At 67.9% G+C, this 20276-nt stretch carries 16 protein-coding genes; 10 read left to right on the top strand and 6 right to left on the bottom strand.

What is annotated here, in order from left to right; all coding sequences use genetic code 11:
• Nucleotides 1-156 precede the first annotated feature (156 nt).
• From RAH40_RS08335 to RAH40_RS08325, 3 genes are all read left to right on the top strand, one after another.
• Entirely contained in the window at nucleotides 157-2382 is a 2226-nt protein-coding gene (locus RAH40_RS08335) for a hypothetical protein (RefSeq protein WP_306601631.1), read from the top strand.
• 259 nt (nucleotides 2383-2641) lie between these two features.
• Nucleotides 2642-4006, top strand: coding sequence for a DUF2225 domain-containing protein (locus RAH40_RS08330; RefSeq protein ID WP_306601630.1), 1365 nt, complete (start codon nucleotides 2642-2644; stop codon nucleotides 4004-4006).
• Entirely contained in the window at nucleotides 4003-4569 is a 567-nt protein-coding gene (locus tag RAH40_RS08325; protein WP_306601629.1) for a hypothetical protein, read from the top strand. Before RAH40_RS08330 ends, RAH40_RS08325 begins: the two co-directional genes overlap by 4 nt.
• 13 nt (nucleotides 4570-4582) lie before the next feature.
• Here RAH40_RS08325 and acnB read toward each other — a convergent pair whose 3' ends face one another.
• Both acnB and RAH40_RS08315 read right to left on the bottom strand, forming a co-directional pair.
• On the bottom strand, nucleotides 4583-7168 hold the full coding sequence (acnB, locus tag RAH40_RS08320; protein WP_306601628.1) for a bifunctional aconitate hydratase 2/2-methylisocitrate dehydratase: 2586 nt from the start codon (nucleotides 7166-7168) through the stop codon (nucleotides 4583-4585).
• A gap of 139 nt (nucleotides 7169-7307) precedes the next feature.
• On the bottom strand, nucleotides 7308-8792 hold the full coding sequence (locus tag RAH40_RS08315; RefSeq protein ID WP_306601627.1) for an OmpP1/FadL family transporter: 1485 nt from the start codon (nucleotides 8790-8792) through the stop codon (nucleotides 7308-7310).
• Between the two features lie 163 nt (nucleotides 8793-8955).
• Between RAH40_RS08315 and RAH40_RS08310 the strand changes: the two genes are divergently transcribed.
• Nucleotides 8956-9615, top strand: coding sequence for a TetR/AcrR family transcriptional regulator (locus RAH40_RS08310; RefSeq protein WP_306601626.1), 660 nt, complete (start codon nucleotides 8956-8958; stop codon nucleotides 9613-9615).
• Here RAH40_RS08310 and RAH40_RS08305 read toward each other — a convergent pair.
• Nucleotides 9551-10561: a hypothetical protein gene (locus tag RAH40_RS08305; RefSeq protein WP_306601625.1), complete on the bottom strand. Its 1011-nt coding sequence runs from the start codon at nucleotides 10559-10561 to the stop codon at nucleotides 9551-9553. The two genes, RAH40_RS08310 and RAH40_RS08305, sit on opposite strands and share 65 nt — an antisense overlap.
• Nucleotides 10562-10849: 288 nt before the next feature.
• Here RAH40_RS08305 and RAH40_RS08300 point away from each other — a divergent pair, with 288 nt between their 5' ends.
• A complete protein-coding gene (locus RAH40_RS08300; protein WP_306601624.1) occupies nucleotides 10850-13087 on the top strand; it encodes a M4 family metallopeptidase in 2238 nt (745 codons plus the stop codon).
• Here the strand turns inward: RAH40_RS08300 and RAH40_RS08295 are convergent.
• The 3 genes from RAH40_RS08295 to RAH40_RS08285 all read right to left on the bottom strand — a co-directional run bounded on the left by RAH40_RS08295 (nucleotide 13077) and on the right by RAH40_RS08285 (nucleotide 15179).
• Nucleotides 13077-13910 (bottom strand): bifunctional helix-turn-helix domain-containing protein/methylated-DNA--[protein]-cysteine S-methyltransferase, encoded by an 834-nt coding sequence (locus RAH40_RS08295; protein ID WP_306601623.1) that lies wholly within the window; start codon nucleotides 13908-13910, stop codon nucleotides 13077-13079. The two genes, RAH40_RS08300 and RAH40_RS08295, sit on opposite strands and share 11 nt — an antisense overlap.
• 60 nt (nucleotides 13911-13970) lie before the next feature.
• Entirely contained in the window at nucleotides 13971-14837 is an 867-nt protein-coding gene (locus RAH40_RS08290) for a PIG-L deacetylase family protein (protein WP_306601622.1), read from the bottom strand.
• Between the two features lie 75 nt (nucleotides 14838-14912).
• On the bottom strand, nucleotides 14913-15179 hold the full coding sequence (locus RAH40_RS08285) for a HAMP domain-containing sensor histidine kinase (protein ID WP_306601621.1): 267 nt from the start codon (nucleotides 15177-15179) through the stop codon (nucleotides 14913-14915).
• 158 nt (nucleotides 15180-15337) lie between these two features.
• On the opposite strand from RAH40_RS08285, the gene RAH40_RS08280 reads away from it, so the two are divergent.
• The 5 genes from RAH40_RS08280 to RAH40_RS08260 all read left to right on the top strand — a co-directional run bounded on the left by RAH40_RS08280 (nucleotide 15338) and on the right by RAH40_RS08260 (nucleotide 20207).
• Nucleotides 15338-16054 (top strand): exonuclease domain-containing protein, encoded by a 717-nt coding sequence (locus RAH40_RS08280; protein ID WP_306601620.1) that lies wholly within the window; start codon nucleotides 15338-15340, stop codon nucleotides 16052-16054.
• A gap of 287 nt (nucleotides 16055-16341) precedes the next feature.
• The gene (locus tag RAH40_RS08275; RefSeq protein ID WP_306601619.1) at nucleotides 16342-17892 is read left to right on the top strand and encodes an acyl-CoA carboxylase subunit beta; all 1551 of its coding nucleotides are present in this window, start codon (nucleotides 16342-16344) and stop codon (nucleotides 17890-17892) included.
• 8 nt (nucleotides 17893-17900) lie between these two features.
• A complete protein-coding gene (locus RAH40_RS08270) occupies nucleotides 17901-18233 on the top strand; it encodes a cupin domain-containing protein (RefSeq protein WP_306601618.1) in 333 nt (110 codons plus the stop codon).
• Nucleotides 18234-18238: 5 nt separating this feature from the next.
• Nucleotides 18239-19726: a pyruvate carboxylase subunit B gene (locus RAH40_RS08265; protein WP_306601617.1), complete on the top strand. Its 1488-nt coding sequence runs from the start codon at nucleotides 18239-18241 to the stop codon at nucleotides 19724-19726.
• A 4-nt stretch (nucleotides 19727-19730) separates the two neighbouring features.
• Nucleotides 19731-20207, top strand: coding sequence for a biotin/lipoyl-containing protein (locus tag RAH40_RS08260; RefSeq protein WP_306601616.1), 477 nt, complete (start codon nucleotides 19731-19733; stop codon nucleotides 20205-20207).
• Nucleotides 20208-20276 lie beyond the last annotated feature (69 nt).

Here is a 20276-nt window from a genome sequence, read left to right as displayed (position 1 = left end):
CTGGTTCTCTGATCATTTTTCAGCAGAGCAATCGGGTCGTTCACCACCTCCAGGATGCGCAAGTCGGCGGCTTGATCTTTCCGATCGGCGCATCCACCAGCCATGACCCCTGGGTCCACCGGCATTCACCGGCGGGATCGGGGGACAGGAGCATCCATGCCTGCAACCCTTTTCGCCGGAGGCCTGTACCGGGGCATCACCCGGTTCCGTTCCGCCTCCATCCTCAGTGCGACCCTCGGCCTGACCCTTGTGGCAGGCGGGTTCGCACCCTGCACCCTCGCCGCGGCCACCGTCACGCCCGCCGTCCTCACCCTCAGTCCGGTCGACGCCACCGTCGCCAGCTCCGGCACCATCGCCTATTCCGGCACCGTCTCCAGCAGCGTGAAACAGAGGATCACCTGGTACGTGGACGGCATCACCATGGGTAACACCTCCGTGGGCACCCTCGCCCTCAACGGCAGCCACCTGAAGGTCCTGTACAAGGCCCCCGCGGCCGCTGGCAAGCACGTCGTCAAGATGCTTGCAACGGATCGCGCAGGCAACCGTGTGAGCCGGTCCAATTACGTTACCGTCCAGGCCGTCGTGGCGGCGCCTGCTCCGGTGCCCGGGGTCCTCAGCCTCAACCCCGCCGCCGCCACGGTCGCGGCCGGAAGCTCCCTCGCCTATACCGCCACCGTGAATAGCAGTATGAGCCAGCCCATCACCTGGTTCGTGGACGGTGTCGAAATGGGCAACGCCACCCTTGGCACGCTCGTGCTCAACGGCAGCACCCTGAAGGTCAACTACGCCGCCCCAGCGGCCTCCGGCACCCACATCGTCAAGGCCGTGGGCACCGACGCAGGCGGTAACCAGGTGACCGGCTCCAGCAGCGTCACCGTCACGGCTTCCTCCCCGACCCCGCCCCCCCCGACCGCCGGCACCGTCGACCCGGGGCCCCTGGCGGCCTTCCCGGGTTGCGAAGGCATGGGCGGCGGCGCCACCGGCGGGCGCGGCGGCGCGGTCTACACCGTCAACACCCTCGAAGACACCGTCCACGCCAATGTCCCGGCCCAGAACGGCCCCAAGGGAGCGGTGTGCTCCCTGCGCGACGCCATGACGAAGACGGGACCGCGGACCATCGTCTTCTCCGTGGGTGGGACGATCACCCTGCACTCCACCATGTGGCCCGTGCCTCCCGGGCTCACCATCGCGGGCCAGACGGCCCCCGGCGGCGGCATCCAGGTCCGCGGCGACGGCACCTTCGGCACCGGCGGCGCCCTGCTCTGGTACAGCGGCAACACCATCATCCGCTACCTCCGGATCCGTCCGGGCAACGCGCCCTTGAACGCCTCCCAGCAGGGCCTCACCGGTCTGGCCACCAACGACGACCGCAGCGCCGACGTGGTGCTCGACCACAACTCCTTCGAATGGGACGGCAACAAGGCCGCGTCCTACTGGTCGGCGCAGGGCGTGTTCCGCAGCACCTTCTCCTGGAACCTCGTGGCCGAGTGCATGGCGCCGCACAGCACGGGCCTCCTGGTGGGCGGCGATACCATGGGCCAGGCCAACATGGATGAGGCAAGCTGGGACGGGCACCACAACGTCCTGGCCACCATCGACCACCGCCTGCCCCAGACCTGGCTCAAGTACGGCCGCTGGATCAACAACTACGTATCCGGCTACGGCTACGCCATGCTGATCCGGGGCGGCACCCAGTTCGACATCATCGGCAACGTCTGGGACGGCATCAACACGGGGCTCCCCGCCAACGCCGCCAAGAACGAGGTCCGCTGGGCCGATACCTCCGCCCACAACGAGAACCAGATCGTCTCCTCCGGCACCGCCCAGATCTACATGAGCAACAACTTCGGCCCCAAGAACCCCCTGGGGTCCTACGACAACTTCTCCACCATGCTCAGGCTCGCCAGCAACGAGAACGGCCAGCTCAACGACGCCCAGGTGGACACGAAGTACAAGGCCTCATCGCCGGTCATCCCCTCCGCCCTCAACGCCTGGCCCATCACCATCACGCCGCTGACCCGCAAGGAGGACCTGAAGGCCCTCCTCGCCCCCAAGGTCGGCGCGAACCGCCGGCTGGCCCCCGACGGCTCCTGGGTCGACAACCGCGATCTGGCCGATGAGCGGATCATCAACTACTTCCTGAACCCGGCCTCCAGTCCCACCTCCCTGGTCACCACCGCAGGTCCCTATCCGTCCCTGGCCGCCGGGACCTCCCCGGTGGACACCGATGGCGACGGCATGCCCGACGTCTGGGAGGACGCCCACGGCCTGGACAAGAACGACGCCTCCGACCGCAATGTCAAGAGGCCCAATGCCAGGGGCTACACGAACCTGGAGCTGTACCTCTCGGGGCTGTATCCCAACGGGACGCCCCTGCCTTAAGCCAACTATCGAACGAGCGGGCTCGGGTGAGCGATCACCCGGGCCCGCCCCGTTGCGCGGGAAGCCAGACGTGCCCTTATGGCTTGAAAATTCTGGCATTTGGCACTATAATCCTCCCATCTGGTCCTCCGATAACGTTGGGCGGAGCGCTCGGATCGCCACCAAACCCCATATCGGTTAAGCTTTTCCCCCGCGGGGCCCGGAGTCCGTCCGGGCCGACGTGGCTGAGCCCTACGGTGGCCTTTCCCTGGGATCCCCCATGGCCGAGGAACCGCTTCTCACCAAGACGATCCAGTGCCCCGCCTGCGAGCAGAAGGTGCCCCTGCGCCTGGCCAATCCCAGGCTGTACACCGTGGCCAGCCGCGAGTCGGACCGCCACGTCACCGCCTACCGCTGGCTCCGGGGCCTCGTCACCGACGTGGTGCCCCATCACCACCGGGTCTGGCAGTGCCCGAGATGCCTCTTCGCGGACCTGGCCGAGCGGGTGGACAAGGATCAGCCGGACGGCAGCCACGACGAGGCCCGGTCCCTCTTCATCGACATCTCCATCGAGAAGCGCGTGGTGCTGGATTCCCTGCGCAAGCTGGTCCCCCAGGGGGACCTGGACGCCCGGGGGGCGGTGGCCATCCACCTGGCCGCCCTCCTCATCGCCCTGTTGCCGGGCAAGCGCATGGACCACGGCAAGCTGGCCCGCCTCGCCATCCGGCTCGGCTGGCTTTACCGCGAGATGGACGGCCCCGCCGCGCCCCCGCCCGAGCCCGAAAGCCGCACCGCCCTGGATCTGGCCGAGGCCACCGAACGGCTGGACCGGCTCCTCAAGGAGGCCGCCGCCGCGCTGGAGGCCATCCAGGGCAAGGGCCGCCTCCGGGGCGCGGAACTGCGCCTGCCCTCCGATGCGAACCCCTACCTCGCCCACGGCGAGCTCATCGAGGTGCGGCTCCGCACGGTCCAGGCCGAGGTGTCCACCCTCCAGATGGCCGTCCTCCAGGACCAGCAGGGGCGCCTGGCGCCGCCCCCCCCGCCCGAGGCGGACCCCGGCGGCACCCTGGCCGCCTCCCTCCAGGGCATCCTCCCCCTCTGGCCCACCCTTCCCAGGAACGAGCGGCAGTGCATGCTCCTGGCCCTGGAGGCCCTGGAATACAGCTACCAGCACGAGCGCGGCAGCGAGAGCGAGGACGAGGGCCTGGCCCAGGTGAACCTCATCCTCGACCTGCTGATCCGCCTGGGCTTCCTGGAGCGGGCCCTGGACTGGACCTCCCAGATCTCCAAGTACGCCACCGACAACGTCGAGGAGCTCCAGAACCGCATCGCCAAGGGCCGGGGCACCAAGAACATGACCGCCTTCGACGAGACCGTGATCAACCGGAAGATCGCCGCCATGGGCCTGACGCGGCAGAAAGCGGGCGAACGTAGGCGGGATGTCCTGGAGCTGATGCTGCTGCGGGACCGGGAGGCGATCGACGCCTCCCTGGCCGCTACGGCGGCCAAGCCTACGACGGAGCGGGTGAAGGCTCTCCTGGACCTGGGCATCCACCAAGGCGTGGTGGCCCTGCTCGGCAAGGAACTGGCCGACAAGGCCAAGGACAACCCGGGCTGGTTCAAGAACCTGTTGAACAAGCCATGAGGCGCCGCCTGTCCATCCTGCTTCTCGCCCTGCCCGCGATCCAGTGCGGCCACGGCGTGGCCGAACGGAACGCCCAGGCCCTGGAGCAGGTCCGGGCCCTGCGCACCACCCTGCACGGGATCAACCGCGACGCTTTCGACCGCTTCACGACCCTCCAGGAATATCCTGAAATCAACCGCGCCTTCGGAACCGAATCCCTGGACCCGGGCACCCCCCTGGGCCTTCACTTCAAGGAGAGCCTGGACCTGATGCTCGACCAGATCCTGCAGAAGCTGGGCAGGGAGGAGCGTGACGGCTACTTCATCGGCAAGGCCGCCAAGGAGGTTCGCCGGTTCGGGATCTGGTGGCGGTACCAGGCCACGATGATCCAGAACCGGGTGGACCACCTGAAGGACTATTTCGAAAAGGAGAAGGACCGGTACACCCCCGCCGGCCAGCAGCGGTTCCTGCTGGGCGTCCAGGTGCTCGAGGAGATCGTCACCGTCCTCCGGGACTACGAGCGGAGCGTCGAGGCCTGCGCCCGGCGCATCGAGGCCCTGGATCTCAAGAAGGGGGGCTGGTGAAGGAGGGGACGGATCAGACCGTCACGGTGTCCGCCACGTCCCGGAAGGACGCGATCTGGTCGAAGTTCATGTACCGGTAGATGTCCTTCGCCTTGGTGTTGACGGTCGCCACCTGGGCCAGGTACTCGTCCAGGGTGGGGATCCGGCCCAGCAGGGCGCACACGGCGGAGAGCTCGGCCGAACCCAGGAACACCTGGGTGTCGATGCCCAGGCGGTTGGGGAAGTTGCGCGTGGACGTGGAGATGGCGGTGGCGCCCTTCCTGACCTGGGCCTGGTTGCCCATGCACAGGGAGCAGCCGGGAGTCTCCATGCGGGCGCCGGTGCGGCCCAGGATGCTGTAGTAGCCCTCCTCCATGAGGACGAACTCGTCCATCTTGGTGGGCGGGGCGATCCACAGGCGGGTGGGGATGTCCGTCTGGCCTTCCAGCACCCGGCCGGCCGCCCGGAAGTGGCCGATGTTGGTCATGCAGGAGCCGATGAAGACCTCGTCGATCTTCGTGCCGGCCACCGCGGACAGCGGCTTCACGTCGTCGGGGTCGTTGGGGCAGGCCAGCAGGGGCTCCGTGATGGCGCTCATGTCGATCTCGATGACGGCGGCGTAGTCCGCGTCCTTGTCGGCCTCGAGCAGCTCGGGCTTCGCGATCCAGGCCTCCATGGCCTTGATGCGGCGCTCCAGGGCGTTGCGGTCCTCGTAGCCGTTGGCGATCATCCACTTCATGAGGGTGACGTTGGAGTTCATGTATTCGAGGATCGGTTCCTTGTCCAGCTTCACGGTGCAGCCGGCCGCGGACCGCTCGGCCGAAGCGTCCGTCAGTTCGAAAGCCTGTTCGATCTTGAGCTTGGGCAGCCCCTCGATCTCCAGGATCCGGCCCGAGAACACGTTCTTCTTGCCCTTCTTCTCCACGGTGAGCAGGCCCAGCTTGATGGCCTCGTACGGGATGGCGTTGACCATGTCCCGCAGGGTGATGCCGGGCTGCATCTCGCCCTTGAAGCGCACCAGCACCGATTCCGGCATGTCCAGGGGCATGACGCCCGTGGCGGCGGCGAAGGCCACCAGGCCCGAACCGGCGGGAAAGGAGATGCCGATGGGGAAGCGGGTGTGGGAGTCGCCGCCGGTGCCCACGGTGTCGGGCATCAGGAGGCGGTTCAGCCAGGTGTGGATGACGCCGTCCCCGGGCCGCAGCGACAGGCCGCCGCGGTTGGTGATGAAGGGCGGGAGCGTGTGGTGCACCTGGATGTCGACGGGCTTGGGGTAGGCGGCGGTGTGGCAGAAGGACTGCATGACCATGTCCGCCGAGAAGCTCAGGCAGGCCAGGTCCTTCAGCTCGTCGCGGGTCATGGGGCCCGTGGTGTCCTGGCTGCCGACGGTGGTCATGTGCGGCTCGCAGTAGGCGCCGGGCCGCACGCCCTCGCCCTCGGGCAGGCCGCAGGCGCGCCCCACCATCTTCTGGGCCAGGGTGAAGCCCTTGGTGGACGCGGGGGGCACGGTGTTGGGACGGAAGAGCGCGGACGCGGGGAGGCCCAGGGCCCTGCGGGCCTTGGCCGTGAGGCCCCGGCCGATGATCAGCGGGATGCGGCCGCCGGCGCGCACTTCGTCGAAGAGCACCTCGGACTTCACCTGGAACTCGGCCACCACCTGGCCGCCCTTGAGGACCTTGCCCTCGTAGGGGCGCAGCTCGACCACGTCGCCGGTGTCCAGGCCGGAGACGTCCAGCTCGATGGGCAGGGCGCCGGAGTCCTCCATGGTGTTGTAGAAGATGGGCGCGATCTTCGAGCCCAGGCACACGCCGCCGAAGCGCTTGTTGGGCACGAAGGGCACGTCGGCCCCCGTCCACCACAGCACGGAGTTGGTGGCCGACTTGCGGCTGGAGCCCGTGCCCACCACGTCGCCCACGTAGGCCACCGGGTGGCCCTTGGCGATGAGCTCCTGCAGGAGCTTCATGGGGCCCAGCCTGCCGGGCTCGTCGGGGACGATGCCGGGGCGCGGGTTCTTGAGCATGGCCAGCGCGTGGAGCGGGATGTCGGGGCGGCTCCAGGCGTCCGGGGCCGGGGAGAGGTCGTCGGTGTTGGTCTCGCCGGTGACCTTGAAGACCGTCACCGTGAGGCTCCGGGGCACTTCCGGCCGGCACGTGAACCATTCGGCCCCGGCCCAGGAGGCCAGCACCGCCTTGGCGTTGGCGCTGCCCGCGTCGGCCTTGGCCTTCACCTGGTCGAAGTAGTCGAAGATGAGCAGGGTCTTCTTGAGCCCCTCGGCGGCGATGGCGCCCACCGCGGGCTCGTCCAGAAGAGCGATGAGGGGGGAGATGTTGAAGCCGCCCAGCATGGTCCCCAGCAGCTCCGTGGCCTTCTCCCGGCTCACCAGGGGGCTCGTCTCCTCGCCCCAGGCGACCTTGGCCAGGAAGTCCGCCTTGACCTGCGCGGCGTCGTCCACGCCCGCGGGGACCCGGTGGATGAGCAACTCAAGCAGGGTGGCTTCCTCGCCCTGCGGGGGCCGCTTTAGGAGGCCCACCAGCTCCAGGGTCTGTTCCGGGGTCAGGGGCAGGGGCGGAATGCCGAGGGTGGCGCGTTCGGCGACGTGGGTACGGTAGGCGGCGAGCATGGGACCTCCGGCTTCAAAGATAGCGCCCAAGTGAAAAAACATCTAATGCTGGCAGCATTGAAGATCTAAAGGTCATTTTATAGCGCCTTCCCCGCCCTCCGGCGGGAGCCGGAAGGCGGGGAAGGTTGCTGGAGGCGGTCTAGAACGACCAGCGGGCCTGCAGCGCCCAGATGTCGATGGCGTTCTTGAAGGTGCCGGAGAGGTTCCCCTTGATGTAGTCCGAGGACAGGGGGTTGGTGCCGCCCTTCAGGTTGACGGTGGAGTCCTTGGCGATGATGTGGGTGTAGCCGAAGTCCATCCCGAAGCCCTTGCTGAACTGGTAGCTCGCGCCGCCGGAGATCCAGGTGCGGTCGGCGTCGGGGATTCGGGGGGTGCGGTAGGTGTCGTCCACGGGGGCCGAATCCACGGCCAGGCCCACCCGGAAGGCCCAGCCGTTGCCGGGGCGGATGGTGGCGCCCGCGGAGACGAAGGTGCTGTCCTTCCAGTTCTCGGCGGTGATGTTGTCGGCCTGGGTGGCGGGGTTGCTGAACTTCAGGCGCAGCTCCTGGAACTTCGACCACTGGGTGCGCTCCACTTCGGCGCTCAAAGTGACGGTGGGCGACACCTGGTAGTTCAGGCCGAAGGTGATCACGGCCGGGAGGTTCAGCTCGGCGGTGACGGGGCCGCTGGCGGTGCCGGCGGTGAAGGCCGCGGCCAGGCCGTCCAGGTAGGGCTTCCTGGCGGCGCCGGGGTTGATCTGGTAGAGCCCGGCCAGGCCCAGGGCGACGGTGGGCGGGATCGAGAAGGTGGCGTCGCCCTTGATGTTCTCCTTGATGGCGGACTGGTAGCCCATGCCCACGCTCAGGGCCTTGGTGGGCTCGAAGAGCAGGCCGGCCTTGAAGCCGTAGCCCCAGGAATCGCCCGTCACCGAGACCTTGCCGTCCGCGGCGCCGGGGTAGACCACGGGGCCGCCGGTGAGCGGGTTGGTGTTGGTGATGCCTGCGGGGGCCAGCTGGGCGACGCCCATGTAGGCCTCGTAGCCGAAGTCCACGGCCTGGCTCAGCTCCGCCTTGGCCTTGCGGGCCACGAAGGAGACGCCGCCGCTCCACTTCTCGTTGAAGCGGTAGGCCACGGTGGGGGTGATGTCCATGGTCTCCAGGTGGCTGCGCAGGGCGTGGTAGCGCCCGATCCAGTTGTCGTCGTACTGGGTGGTGAGCCCGTAGGGCACGTTCACCGAGAAGCCCACCTTCAGGTCGGGGCGCAGGGACCACATGGCGTAGATCGTGGGCGTGACCGCGCTCAGGGCGGCGTTGCCCGTGGAGGCGGAACCGGTGATCGCGCTGAAGGGCGAGGCGGCGGGGATCGCGGCCCTGCTGGCGGCGCCGTTGCTGAACTTGGTGGAGGGCAGGATGTTGGTGAAGCCCACCTGGATCTGGGTGCCTTCGAAGCGGTTGAGCACGGCGGGATTGAAGAACATGCCGCTGATGTCGGTGCTGCCGGCGCTGATGCCGGCGTAGGACAGGCCCTGGCCGCTGGCACCCTGTTCCCTCAGCTGGAATCCGGAGGCCATGGCGTGGGGCGCGGCCGCCACGAGCAGGAGGGCCACCGCTGAAGCGGACAGAGAAACGCGGGAATTGTTGGACATGCTTGATGCTCCTTGGTCATTGCTGCGCGGTTTCACGCTTTTTGCCGAACTGGCATGCAGAGTCGTCAACCTTATCAAACCGGAAGGAGCGGGGCGCCTTTTTAATCCATTTGGAACGCAACTTAAATGACCCCGGGTCAGTATCATCAAAGGCGAGGTTCCGATGCGGCGTGCCTACCGACCTGAAGAGAAGGAGCTCCGGCGCAAGGCCATCCTTGCCGCCGCGGCCCAGCTGTTCAGCGTCTGCCGCTACCAGGACCTGCGCATGGCCGATCTGGCCCGGCGCCTGGGCATGGGCAAGGGCACGCTCTACCTCTACTTCCCCACCAAGGAGTCGCTCTTCCTGGCGGTGCTCAAGGCGGAGATGGGCGGGTGGTTCCAGGGCGCGGCGCTGCGCCTGGAGGCCACGCCCCGCGGCGAGGATCCCGAGCGGGTCGCCGCGGGCCTCGTGCGCGAGCTCCTGGACCGGCCCCTGCTGCCCAGCCTCCAGGCCCTGGTCCACGGCGTCCTCGAGCAGAACGTGCCCCGGGAGGAGGCCCTGGCCTTCGCGAGGTTCCTCCAGGACGGCGTGACCCGCGTGGGCGCCAGCCTCGAGCGGGCCATCCCGGACCTGGCTCCGGGCAGGGGAGCCCAGTTCCTGCTGCGCTTCTACGGCCTGGTGGTAGGTTCCCAGCTCATGTCAGGGCGGCCCCCGTCGGTGGCCGAGGCCCTGGAGGACCCAGGACTCCACGTGTTCGACTTCACCTTCGAGGGCATCTTCACGGGCGCGGTGGTGGACCTGCTGAAGGGGATGCTGCAGGGGGAGCTTGCGGCGTCGAGCTAGGGAGGTAGGAGAGGGGCACCCGCAGGGGCGCGTCCTGGCCCTTGAACCGGAGCACCAGGAGGGCCCTGGCGACGGACGTGGCCGTGCGGCGGATGGCGAGGGACTGCTCCGGAGCGGCGCCGGGGAGGGGGCCCAGGGTGAAGCCGCCCCCTTCCACCTTCGCGTCCTCGACGAGGAAGGCCTTGCCGTCCCGCGCCTTCAGGAGGAGCTCCTGGGCGGGCGCCGCGGGGTCGAGGAAGACCACGCGGCTGGGGACCGCCTCGACGGGGTGGTGGAGCTTCCAGTCCAGGTAGAGGGTGAAGGCGGGCTGCATGGGTGCGCTCGTCTCCACCTGCAGGGTCTCCAGGCCCAGGGTGGCCCCGGGCGGGACCCGCGCGGGCCGCAGGGTCACCAGAAGCCGCGACGTCGGTGATCCGGGCACAACTTCCGCATCCAGGTAGGGCGCGATCCCGCCCGCGAGGCGCAGGGCGGTGGGCTGGCCCGTCTCGCGGGTGAAGGCGAAGACGGCCTGGGGGCTCTCGTGCGGGGCGACGATGCCCAGGCTCCTGCGCTGCGCGTCGACGGTCAGGTCCGCGCGCACGTCCAGGGCCACCGGGAGACGGTATTCGCCCTGCAGGGGATCGTCGGTGAGGAGCCGCACGTTGCGGGCCTGGGGTCCCACGAATCCCGTGGGGTCCACCGTCAGGGTCAGCCCGAGGCTCTGGCCGGGCGCGAAGGGACCCTCCAGGGCCGGTCCGCGCACCGTGACGCCGGGGGAGAGGTCCCCGAGGCGGAGCGCGATGGGCCGGGCGCTGACGTTGGTGAAGGTGTAGGCGACGGTCCGGGTCTCGCGTGGACCGGTGCTGCCCAGCAGCACGCGGCCCGCGGGCTTCACGTCGAGGCGGGCCGGGGCCTGCGCCGGCAGCGGGGCGGCGAGGGCGATGAGGGAGAGGAGGCGCATGAACATTGGGTTTCCCGGGAAAAGGAAGAGTCGAATGCATCGGGTTCCGAGGCAGTATCACACAACGCGAGGTACTCATCCAGCGTTCTATCTCGTTCATTTACAATTAAATATGTGTAGGTCGCCAATCGGGATTTCACATTAATTAACACCCCGTGCGCAGGGGATTCCCTGATGATCCTTTCAGGTCACACCCCCACCGTCCAGAACCCATGCGCCGCAGGCCCTCCACGCCTTCGGCCGCATGACCCGTAGCTTCTGGATCCTTCCAACCCATCCGCAAGGGAGCACCGTATGGCCTCGAGCCGTCGTACCTTCACCCTCCTCACCCTCGCCCTGGTCGTCGCCCCGGCTTTCGGCCAGGTGACCCCGCTCAGCCACCTGACGGACCTGCGCGGCGCCCTGGGACTCGACGGACAGCACACCTTCTCCCAGCGCAACGCCATCAAGGACGAGGCGGGCCGGACCCATGCGCGCTTCCAGCAGCACTACCAGGGCATCCCGGTGTTCGGCGGCATGGCGATCACCCACACCGAGGCCTCCGGGCTCCAGCGCCCCATCACCGACCATCTGGTGCGCCACATCGCCATCAACGTCCAGCCCAACCTCGCTCCGGCCGAGGCCGTGGCCGTGGCCCACGGGCATCTCGCCCCTGCCGGCGCCTACGCCGAGGCCCCCACCGCCAGGCTGGTGGTCTACCCCGTCAAGGCGCTCGCCGCCAAGGCGGGCCGCGCCCGGGCCGCCAACGCCGAGGACTTCGAGGAGCAGGTCCTCCGCCACGTCCTGGCCTACCACGTGCACACCTCGCTTCGCAACGAGGGCGAGACGAAGGACACCGACTACCTCGTGGACGCCCACACCGGCGCGATCCTGGACGCCTGGGACGACCTTCACACCACCGCCGCCGTCGGTTCGGGCCAGTCCCAGTTCAGCGGCACCGTGTCCCTGAACACGAACCTCAACGGCGCCTCCTACGAACTCAAGGACACCGTCCGCGGCATGAACATCGCCACCTACAACCTGAACCACGCCACCAGCGGCACCGGCACCCTCTACACCGACGCCGACAACGCCTGGGGCGACGGCACGAACTACACCGGCTCGACCACCTCCACCACCGGCGCCACGGGCCAGACCGCGGCGGTGGACGCCCACTACGGCGTGGGGATCACCTACGACTTCTACAAGAACCTGCTGGGCCGCAACGGCATCGACGGGGCCGGCAAGGCCACCTACAGCCGCGTGCACTACAGCAAGAGCTACGACAACGCCTTCTGGGACGACACGTGCTTCTGCATGACGTACGGCGACGGCAGCTCCTTCAAGAGCCTCGAGGCCCCCGACGTGGCCGGCCACGAGATGAGCCACGGCGTGTGCGCCGCAACAGCGAACCTCACCTACTCCGGCGAGTCCGGCGGCCTGAACGAGGCCAACTCCGACATGTTCGGCAACATGGTCGAGCTCTACGCCCGCAACGGCTTCTCCATGCCCGCCACGGTGGCCAACACCGACGGCTGCTGGACCGTGGGCGAGCAGCTCTCCTCCACCCCCCTGCGCTACATGTACAAGCCCAGCCTGGACGGCGCCAGCCCCAACGCCTGGTCCTCCACGGTCAAGAACCTCGACGTGCACTACAGCTCGGGCCCCGCGAACCGCATGTTCTTCTTCCTGAGCCAGGGCGCCAGCGCCACCAGCACGAGCAACTACTACAGCTCCTACGCCCCCTCGGGCTTCAGCGGCATCGGCCCCGAGAAGGCCATCCGCATCTGGTACAAGGCCCTCACATCCTACATGACCTCCAGCACCAACTATGCGGCGGCCCGCACCGCCGCGCTCAATGCGGCCTCGGACCTCTACGGCGCCGCCGGCGCCGAGTATGCCGCCGTGCAGAACGCCTTCGGCGCCATCAACGTGGGCGCCCTGGCCTCCACGGGCGTCTCGGTCGTCCTGACGCCCGGGTCGGCCACCCTGGCCCCCGGCGCGACCCAGCAGTTCACCGCGGCCGTGAGCGGCAGCAGCACCACCACCGTGACCTGGACCTGCACGGGCGGAACGGTGACGACGGCCGGCCTCTACACGGCCCCCGCCACCGTCGGCACCTACACCGTGACGGCCACCTCCACCGCCGACACCAGCAAGTCCGCCTCCGCAACCGTGACCGTCGCCTCCGGCTCGGCCACCTACGCCGAGGTGGAGAGCAACGGCACCATCGCCACCGCCAACGCCGTGGGCAACGCCGTCACGAAGATCACGGGCTTCGTGGGCACGACCACCGACGCCGACTACTTCAAGGTCGCGGTCAACCCCGGCGCCACGCTCACCGTCAACATGACCGGCCCCGCCAAGGACTACGACCTCTACCTGTACAACGCCTCCGGCACGAAGCTGGCCAGCAGCACGGGCAGCTCGTCCACGGAGTCCGTCACCTACAAGAACACCGGCGCCAGCGCGGTCAACTACTACATCCTCGTGAACGGCTACAAGCGGGCCTACTCCACCACGGCCGGCTACACCCTCACCCTCACGCGCTGATCCGCGCCCTTTCCAGCGCGAGGATCACCCGCTTCCTCCCGGCGCCCCAGTGGTAGCCCCCGAGGGCCCCCGAGCCCTGGATGATGCGGTGGCACGGAATGAGCCAGGCGATGGGGTTCCTGCCCACGGCAGCCCCCACCGCCCGGCTTGCGCCGGGCTCGCCCAGGGTGCGGGCCAGGTCGCCGTAGGAAAGCACCCGGCCCTCCGGAATGGCCAGCAGGGCCTCCCACACCCGGAGCTGGAAGGGAGAGCCCTGGAGCATCAGGGAGAGGGGCCGACCCGGCTCGCCCCGGAAGCGCGCGCCCAGGGCCTCCGCCAGGGGAGCGAGCTCCTCGCGCCGGAATTCCGCCAGGGGCCACCGGGCCCGCAGCTCCTCCAGCGCGGGGCCGGGGTCCTCCCCCTCCAGGAAGGAAAGGCCGCAGAGGCGTCCGTCCAGGGCCGCCAGGAGGGCCGGTCCGAAAGGCGTGGGCACGACCGTCCAGCCCACCTGGACGCCCCGGGCCCGCTCCTTGAACTGCCCAGGCGTCATGCACTCCAGCGACAGGAACAGGTCGTGGAGGCGGCTGGGGCTGGACAGCCCCAGCTCCAGGCTGGCCTCCAGCAGGGAGCGGGATTCCATGAGGAGCCCCTTGGCCTCCTGGAGGGTCAGGTACTGGAGGAACCGCTTGGGGCTGATGCCCGCCCACTGCTGGAACATCCGCTGGAAGTGGAACTCGCTCACCCCGGCCCGGGCGGCCACCTCGGCCAGGCGGGGCTGCTCCTGGACGCTCTCGCAGAGGAACCGGATGGCCCTGGCGCACCGCGCGAAATCGCTCTCGGACATGAAAACCCCCTCCGGACCCCAGCTTCGGGCTTCCGGAGGGAGGTCACAATCCGAATCTTGCTACTGGATCTTGAACACGGCCGCGAGGTCGCCGCCGGTGGGGATGATGCGCCCGGCCTTGAGGCAGGTCTCGAAGCCGCCCCGCACCCAGTCCCGCACGCGGTAGAGGGAGGCGAAGTTCCAGACCGGCGTGGCCTCGCCCTGGCCGCCCACGATCTCGCCGCCCCGGCGGACGTTGTCGGACATCCAGGAGGGCAGGGTGAGGTGGTAGGGGTTGCGGACAACTTCGCCCTTGTGGAAGGACGTGGCCGCCACCAGGTCCGCCACTTCCCCGGGGGTGGACTGGATCATGAGGTTGGGATCCGCCATGGGATGCCAGTACTCGGTCTCGACGATGCGGCACTTGAAGGCCGGTCCGAGGGTCTTGAGGGCGTCCACCACCAGGTGGTGGGTGCCCAGGTGGGTGCTGTTCCAGTCCTGGTCGTGGGGGATCACGATGAAGGAGGGGCGGTGGTAGGAGATGATCTGGGCGATGGTCTCCACCGAGGTGGCCCAGCCGTCGGGGTTGCCGCCCCGGGTCTTGGGGTTGACGCTGGCGAGGCCGTTCTGCCGGGTGGTGATGAGCTCGAAGCCCAGGAAGTGGCAGGCTCCGTACATCTCCTGGAGACGGGCTTCCTGCCGGTCCACCCGGCTGCCCTGGGTCACGGCCACCACGCAGACGCGGTAGTTGAGCTCGCGGCGAAGGCGCAGGGTCAGGGCTCCGGTGATGGACTCGTCGTCGGGATGGGGAGCGAAGACCAGCACCCGGGGAGCGTTGTCCATGAGCCTGGGCGCATGGGCGGGAGCCAGGTCGCCCAGGGGCATGGTGCGGGCCTCCTCCTGCAGCTTGACGTATTCCTCAACGTAGTGGGTGTAGGGATGACTCACGGTCCAAACTCCTATGCCAGGCGGATACTCATGAATACCATGATGCCCGAGGCCGGGCACCCTCTAATTGGATGACTAATCAGGGACTCTTTCCAGGGCTTTGTCCACCAGTTCGTTCATTTCCGAACACTGCTTCTGGATGCGCCTGGCGATCCTGGCGGCTTCGGGCGAGCCGCCCGTCTCCTCCAGGAGCTGGGCCATGAGGAGGATGCTGTTGAGCGGGTTCCGCAGGTCGTGGGCCACCTTCCGGAGGGCCTGGCGGTGCTCCTCCCTGGCCTCGGCCAGGGCCTTGGCGCCGGACCAGCAGCGCGCCTGGGTCTTGTGGAGGGTTCTGGGGCTCATAGCACTTTCATGGCCGGGTTTGGGGCAGGTCGAAGCACTTCGACTTTAGGACCATTCACTAATTGTTCAACCCAAACCTGGGCATTCCCCCCCTTCCGCCCGCCCGGGGATCGTTGCGCCGGACCGGCATCTCTGCCTGAATGGCTTGGGAGATCCCTATGAGCTTTGCCGATTTGACCTATCTGGTGGTGGACACCGAGACCACAGGTCTCAGCCCGTCCGCCGACAGGGTCGTGTCCGTGGCCGGGGTCTGGGTCCGGACCGGGGAGGGCATCCTCCGCCGGGAAAGCTTCCTGGTGGACCCGGGCATCCCCATCCCCCCGGAGGCCTCGGCCATCCACCACATCGTGGACCGGCACGTGGCAGGCGCCCCCGCCCTGGGCGAGGTGCTGCCCGTCTTCCAGAAGGGCGATTTCGACGCCTACGCGGCCCACAACGCCGCCTTCGATTTCGGTTTCCTGCCCAGGGCGGGACGCCCGGTCCTTTGCACCATGCGCCTGGCCCGCAAGCTCTGGCCGAAGCTCGGCCGTTATTCCAATCAATACCTCCGGTACTTCCTCCAACTGGAGGTGGTCGAGGCGGAGGGCCTGCCGGCCCACGAGGCCCTTGCGGACGCGCTGGTGACCAGCCGGCTTCTCCTCCGGGAACTGGCCTGGCTCCAGGAGCATCCCCAGCCCGGCGTGGAGACGGTCCAGGATCTCATCGCCTGGGCCGAGGCCCCCAGCCTCCTGGAGACCTGCCAGTTCGGCAGCAAGCACCGGGGCGTGCCCTGGGCCCAGGTTCCCAAGGACTACCTCGCGTGGATGAAGCGCGAGGTCAAGGACATGGACCCCGACCTCCGGTACACGGTAGAACACTACCTGCAGCGGGTTTGAGCCCCGGTTTGTGCCTTTCATCACCAATTGCAGCGGGGTCCGGTCCCGGCCCCAAGCGCAGGCGCGTGACCTATAATCTTAAAAATTAGAATTAATGATCTTATGCCAAAAAATAGAGGCGGCGGGCCATTCGATCCAAGAGCGAGGATTCACCTGTTTTTTCCAGGCTTCCGGATTTCGCCTGCCTCTACAATAGGCGGATCGAGGGCAAGTCGAGTTCAGGTGGAGCCCACGCCTGCAGATGGCGCGGCTCTGCCCCCACTTTACCGGATGCTTGGAGGACGCGGATGGATACCAAGGCAAAGAAGGAGATGCTCGAGAAGCTCCGCAGGGAGGCGCTGCTCGGGGGCGGCCAGGACCGCATCGACGCCCAGCACGCCAAGGGCAAGATGACCGCCCGCGAGCGGGTGGAGACCTTCCTCGACAAGGGCACCTTCCGGGAGCTGGACGCCTTCGTCGCCCACCGCACCCACGACTTCCAGATGGACAAGAAGACCTTCCTGGGCGACAGCGTCGTCACCGGTTGGGGCCAGGTGGAAGGCCGTCCCGTCTACGTCTTCAGCCAGGACTTCACCGTCCTGGGCGGCAGCCTGGGCGAGGTGCACGCCGAGAAGATCTGCAAGGTGATGGACCTGGCCGTGAAGAACGGCGTGCCCGTCGTGGGCCTGAACGACAGCGGGGGCGCCCGGATCCAGGAGGGCGTCGTGAGCCTCGGGGCCTACGCCGACATCTTCCTGCGCAACACCCTGGCCTCGGGCGTCGTTCCCCAGATCAGCGCCATCCTCGGCCCCTGCGCCGGGGGCGCCGTCTACAGCCCCGCCCTCACCGACTTCATCATGATGGTCAAGAAGACCAGCCACATGTTCATCACGGGACCCGACGTGGTGAAGACCGTCACCCACGAGGACGTCTCCATGGACGACCTGGGCGGAGCCGTCATCCACTCCACGAAGAGCGGAGTGGCCCACTTCGTAGCCGAGGACGAGAAGGACGCCCTCGCCAGCCTGCGCAACCTCCTCTCCTATCTCCCGTCCAACAACATGGAGGACGCGCCAAGGGTCGAAACCGGCGACGATCCCAACCGCCGGGAGGAGGCCCTCAACACCATCGTCCCCGACGATCCGCGCAAGGCCTACGACATGCACGAAGTCATCGGCCACGTGGTCGACAACGGCGAGTTCCTGGAGGTCCACGCGACCTTCGCCGGCAACATCATCGTGGGCTTCGCCCGCATGGACGGGCACACCGTGGGCATCGTGGCCAACCAGCCGCTGGTGCTCGCCGGGGTCCTGGACATCGACGCCTCCGTGAAGGGCGCCCGGTTCGTCAGGTTCTGCGACGCCTTCAACATCCCCATCATCACCTTCGAGGACGTCCCCGGCTTCATGCCCGGCGTCGACCAGGAGCACCGCGGCATCATCCTCCACGGCGCCAAGCTGCTCTACGCCTACTGCGAGGCCACCGTCCCCAAGCTCACCGTCATCACCCGCAAGGCCTACGGCGGCGCCTACGACGTGATGAGCTCCAAGCACATCCGGGGCGACTACAACGTCTCCTGGCCCACGGGCGAGATCGCCGTCATGGGCCCCGACGGCGCCGTGAACATCATCTTCCGCAAGGAGATCTCCGAGGCCGGGGATCCCGCGGCCAAGCGCGCCGAGCTCATCGAGCTCTACAAGGACAAGTTCGCCAACCCCTTCGTGGCCGCCGGCCGGGGCTACCTGGACGACGTGATCGACCCCGCCGACACCCGCGCCCGCCTCATCGAGGCCCTGAAGATCTCCCAGAACAAGCGCGACACCAATCCCCCGCGCAAGCACAGCACCATGCCTTTGTGAGGTGAGAGATGGGCAACAAGACCAGCATCAAGGAACTCGCGAAGCATCTCACCACGCCCTACAGCCACCTCGAGCTCGGCCAGGTCAACGACCACGCCGCCTACGTCATGAACTTCAAGGACGTGTATCCCTTCCACCGGCACATCCAGGACGAGCTCTACCTGGTGCTCCAGGGGGAGATCACCATCCGGTTCAAGAACGCGGCCCCCATCCGCCTGCGCAAGGGCGAGAGCACCGTGGTCCGGGCCTACACCACCCACTCCTCCGAATCCCTGGAGGGGGCGCTGGTGCTCATGGTGAAGCCCAAGGAAATGTTCCCCCATCCCTCTGAAGTGGAGTAGCGGACATGGCAGCCACACCCTTGATGATCTGCGAAACCCTCCTTCGGGACGCGCACCAGAGCCTCCTGGCCACGCGCATGCGAACCGAGGACATGCTTCCCCTTTGCGAGGCCCTGGACGAGATCGGCTACTGGTCCCTGGAAGTGTGGGGCGGCGCCACCTTCGACTCCGCCATCCGCTTCCTGGGCGAGGATCCCTGGGAGCGCCTGCGGGCGCTCAGGAAGGCCCTGCCGAGGACCCGCCTGCAGATGCTGCTGCGCGGCCAGAACGTCGTCGGCTACAAGCACTACCCCGACGACATCCTCGAGCACTTCATCCGGCTGGCGAGGAAGAACGGCATCGACGTCTTCCGCATCTTCGACGCCCTGAACGACCTGCGCAACATGGAACCCGCCATGCGGTTCGCCAAGGCCGCCGGGGGCCACGTGCAGGGGACCATCTCATACACCATCAGCCCCTTCCACACGGACAAGGCCTTCGTGCAGATGGGCCGGGACCTCAAGTCCATGGGCGCCGATTCCATCGCCCTCAAGGACATGGCCGGCCTGATCACCCCCTACATCGCCTATGACCTCGTCAAGGCGCTCAAGGAGGAGGTGGGCCTTCCGGTGCAGCTGCACACCCACTACACCTCCGGCTTCGGCACGGCCGCGCTCATCAAGGCGGCGGAAGCCGGCGTGGACGTGGTGGACACCGCCATCTCGTCGATGTCCATGTCCACCTCCCAGCCCCCCACGGAGACCATCGTCGCCGCCCTCAAGGGCCAGCCGCGGGACACGGGGCTGGACCTGGCCAGGCTCGCCGACATCTCCCGCCGCATGGAGAAGATCCGCAAGAAGTACGCGAGCTTCGAGGCCGGCGTGGCCGCGGTGGACGTCAACGTCCTGCAGTTCCAGGTGCCGGGCGGCATGCTCAGCAACCTGGTGGGCCAGCTCCGCTCCCAGGGCGCCATGGACAAGTACTACGAGGTCCTGGACGAGATCCCCAAGGTGCGCAAGGAGATGGGCTATCCGCCCCTGGTGACCCCCTCCAGCCAGATCGTGGGCACCCAGGCCACCCTCAACGTGGTCCTGGGCGAGCGCTACAAGGTGATCCCCGAGGAGGTGAAGCAGTACTTCCGCGGCTGCTACGGCAAGCCCCCCGCGCCCATGGACCCCGACATCCAGAAGCTGGCCATCGGCAGCGAGAAGCCCATCACCTGCCGGCCCGCGGAGCTGCTCGAGCCCGGCTGGGAGGCGGCGAAGAAGGAGATCGGGGACCTGGCGGAGAGCGACGAGGACATCTGCTCCTACGCCCTCTTCCCCCAGATCGCCAAGCCCTTCCTGGCGCGCCGCCGCCAGGGCCTGGGCGGCAAGGAGGAGGTGGCCGCGGCCATCGCCGCCGCGCTGTTCGCGCAGACCGACGCCAAGGCCGCCAAGCCCGCCGCCGGGCCCGTGCGGGCCGGCTCCATGTGGAAGATGGCCGGCAGGACCGGCGCTCAGAGGGGATGGTGATCCGATGCCGACCAAATTCAAGCTGACCCTGGAAGGCAACGCCTACGACGTGGAGCGCCGCGAAGGACTCATGGTGGTCAACGGCGTGGAATTTTCCCTGGCCACCAAGGAGAACCAGATACTCATCGCCGGCACCCCCCACACCGTCAAGCTCGGCGCCGGGGTGGCCGAGGTGGACGGCATCTCCTACACGGTCTCCGCCGAGGGCCTGGAGGAACCCCCCCAGGCCCGGGGACGGCGCGCCGCCAGCTCCAACGCCGCCGCCGAAGCCGGGGCCCTGGTGGCCATCATGCCCGGCCTCATCATCAAGATCCTCAAGAAGGAAGGGGACCGGGTGGAGGCCGGCGAGGTCATCCTCGTCCTGGAGGCCATGAAGATGCAGAACGAGCTCCAGGCCAAAGCCGCCGGCGTCATCCGCCAGATGAACGTCAAGCAGGGCGACAACGTGGAGATGCGGCAGGTGCTCTGCGTCATCGAGTAGGCGGGTAATGGAAGGGGGAGGCACCCTTCAGAAGTTCCGGCCGCCCATGCCCTGGGCGGCCGGAATTTT

The sequence above is a fragment of the Geothrix sp. 21YS21S-2 genome, from assembly GCF_030846775.1.
Classification (GTDB): domain Bacteria; phylum Acidobacteriota; class Holophagae; order Holophagales; family Holophagaceae; genus Mesoterricola.
This window is presented reverse-complemented; position numbering and strand designations above follow the sequence as displayed.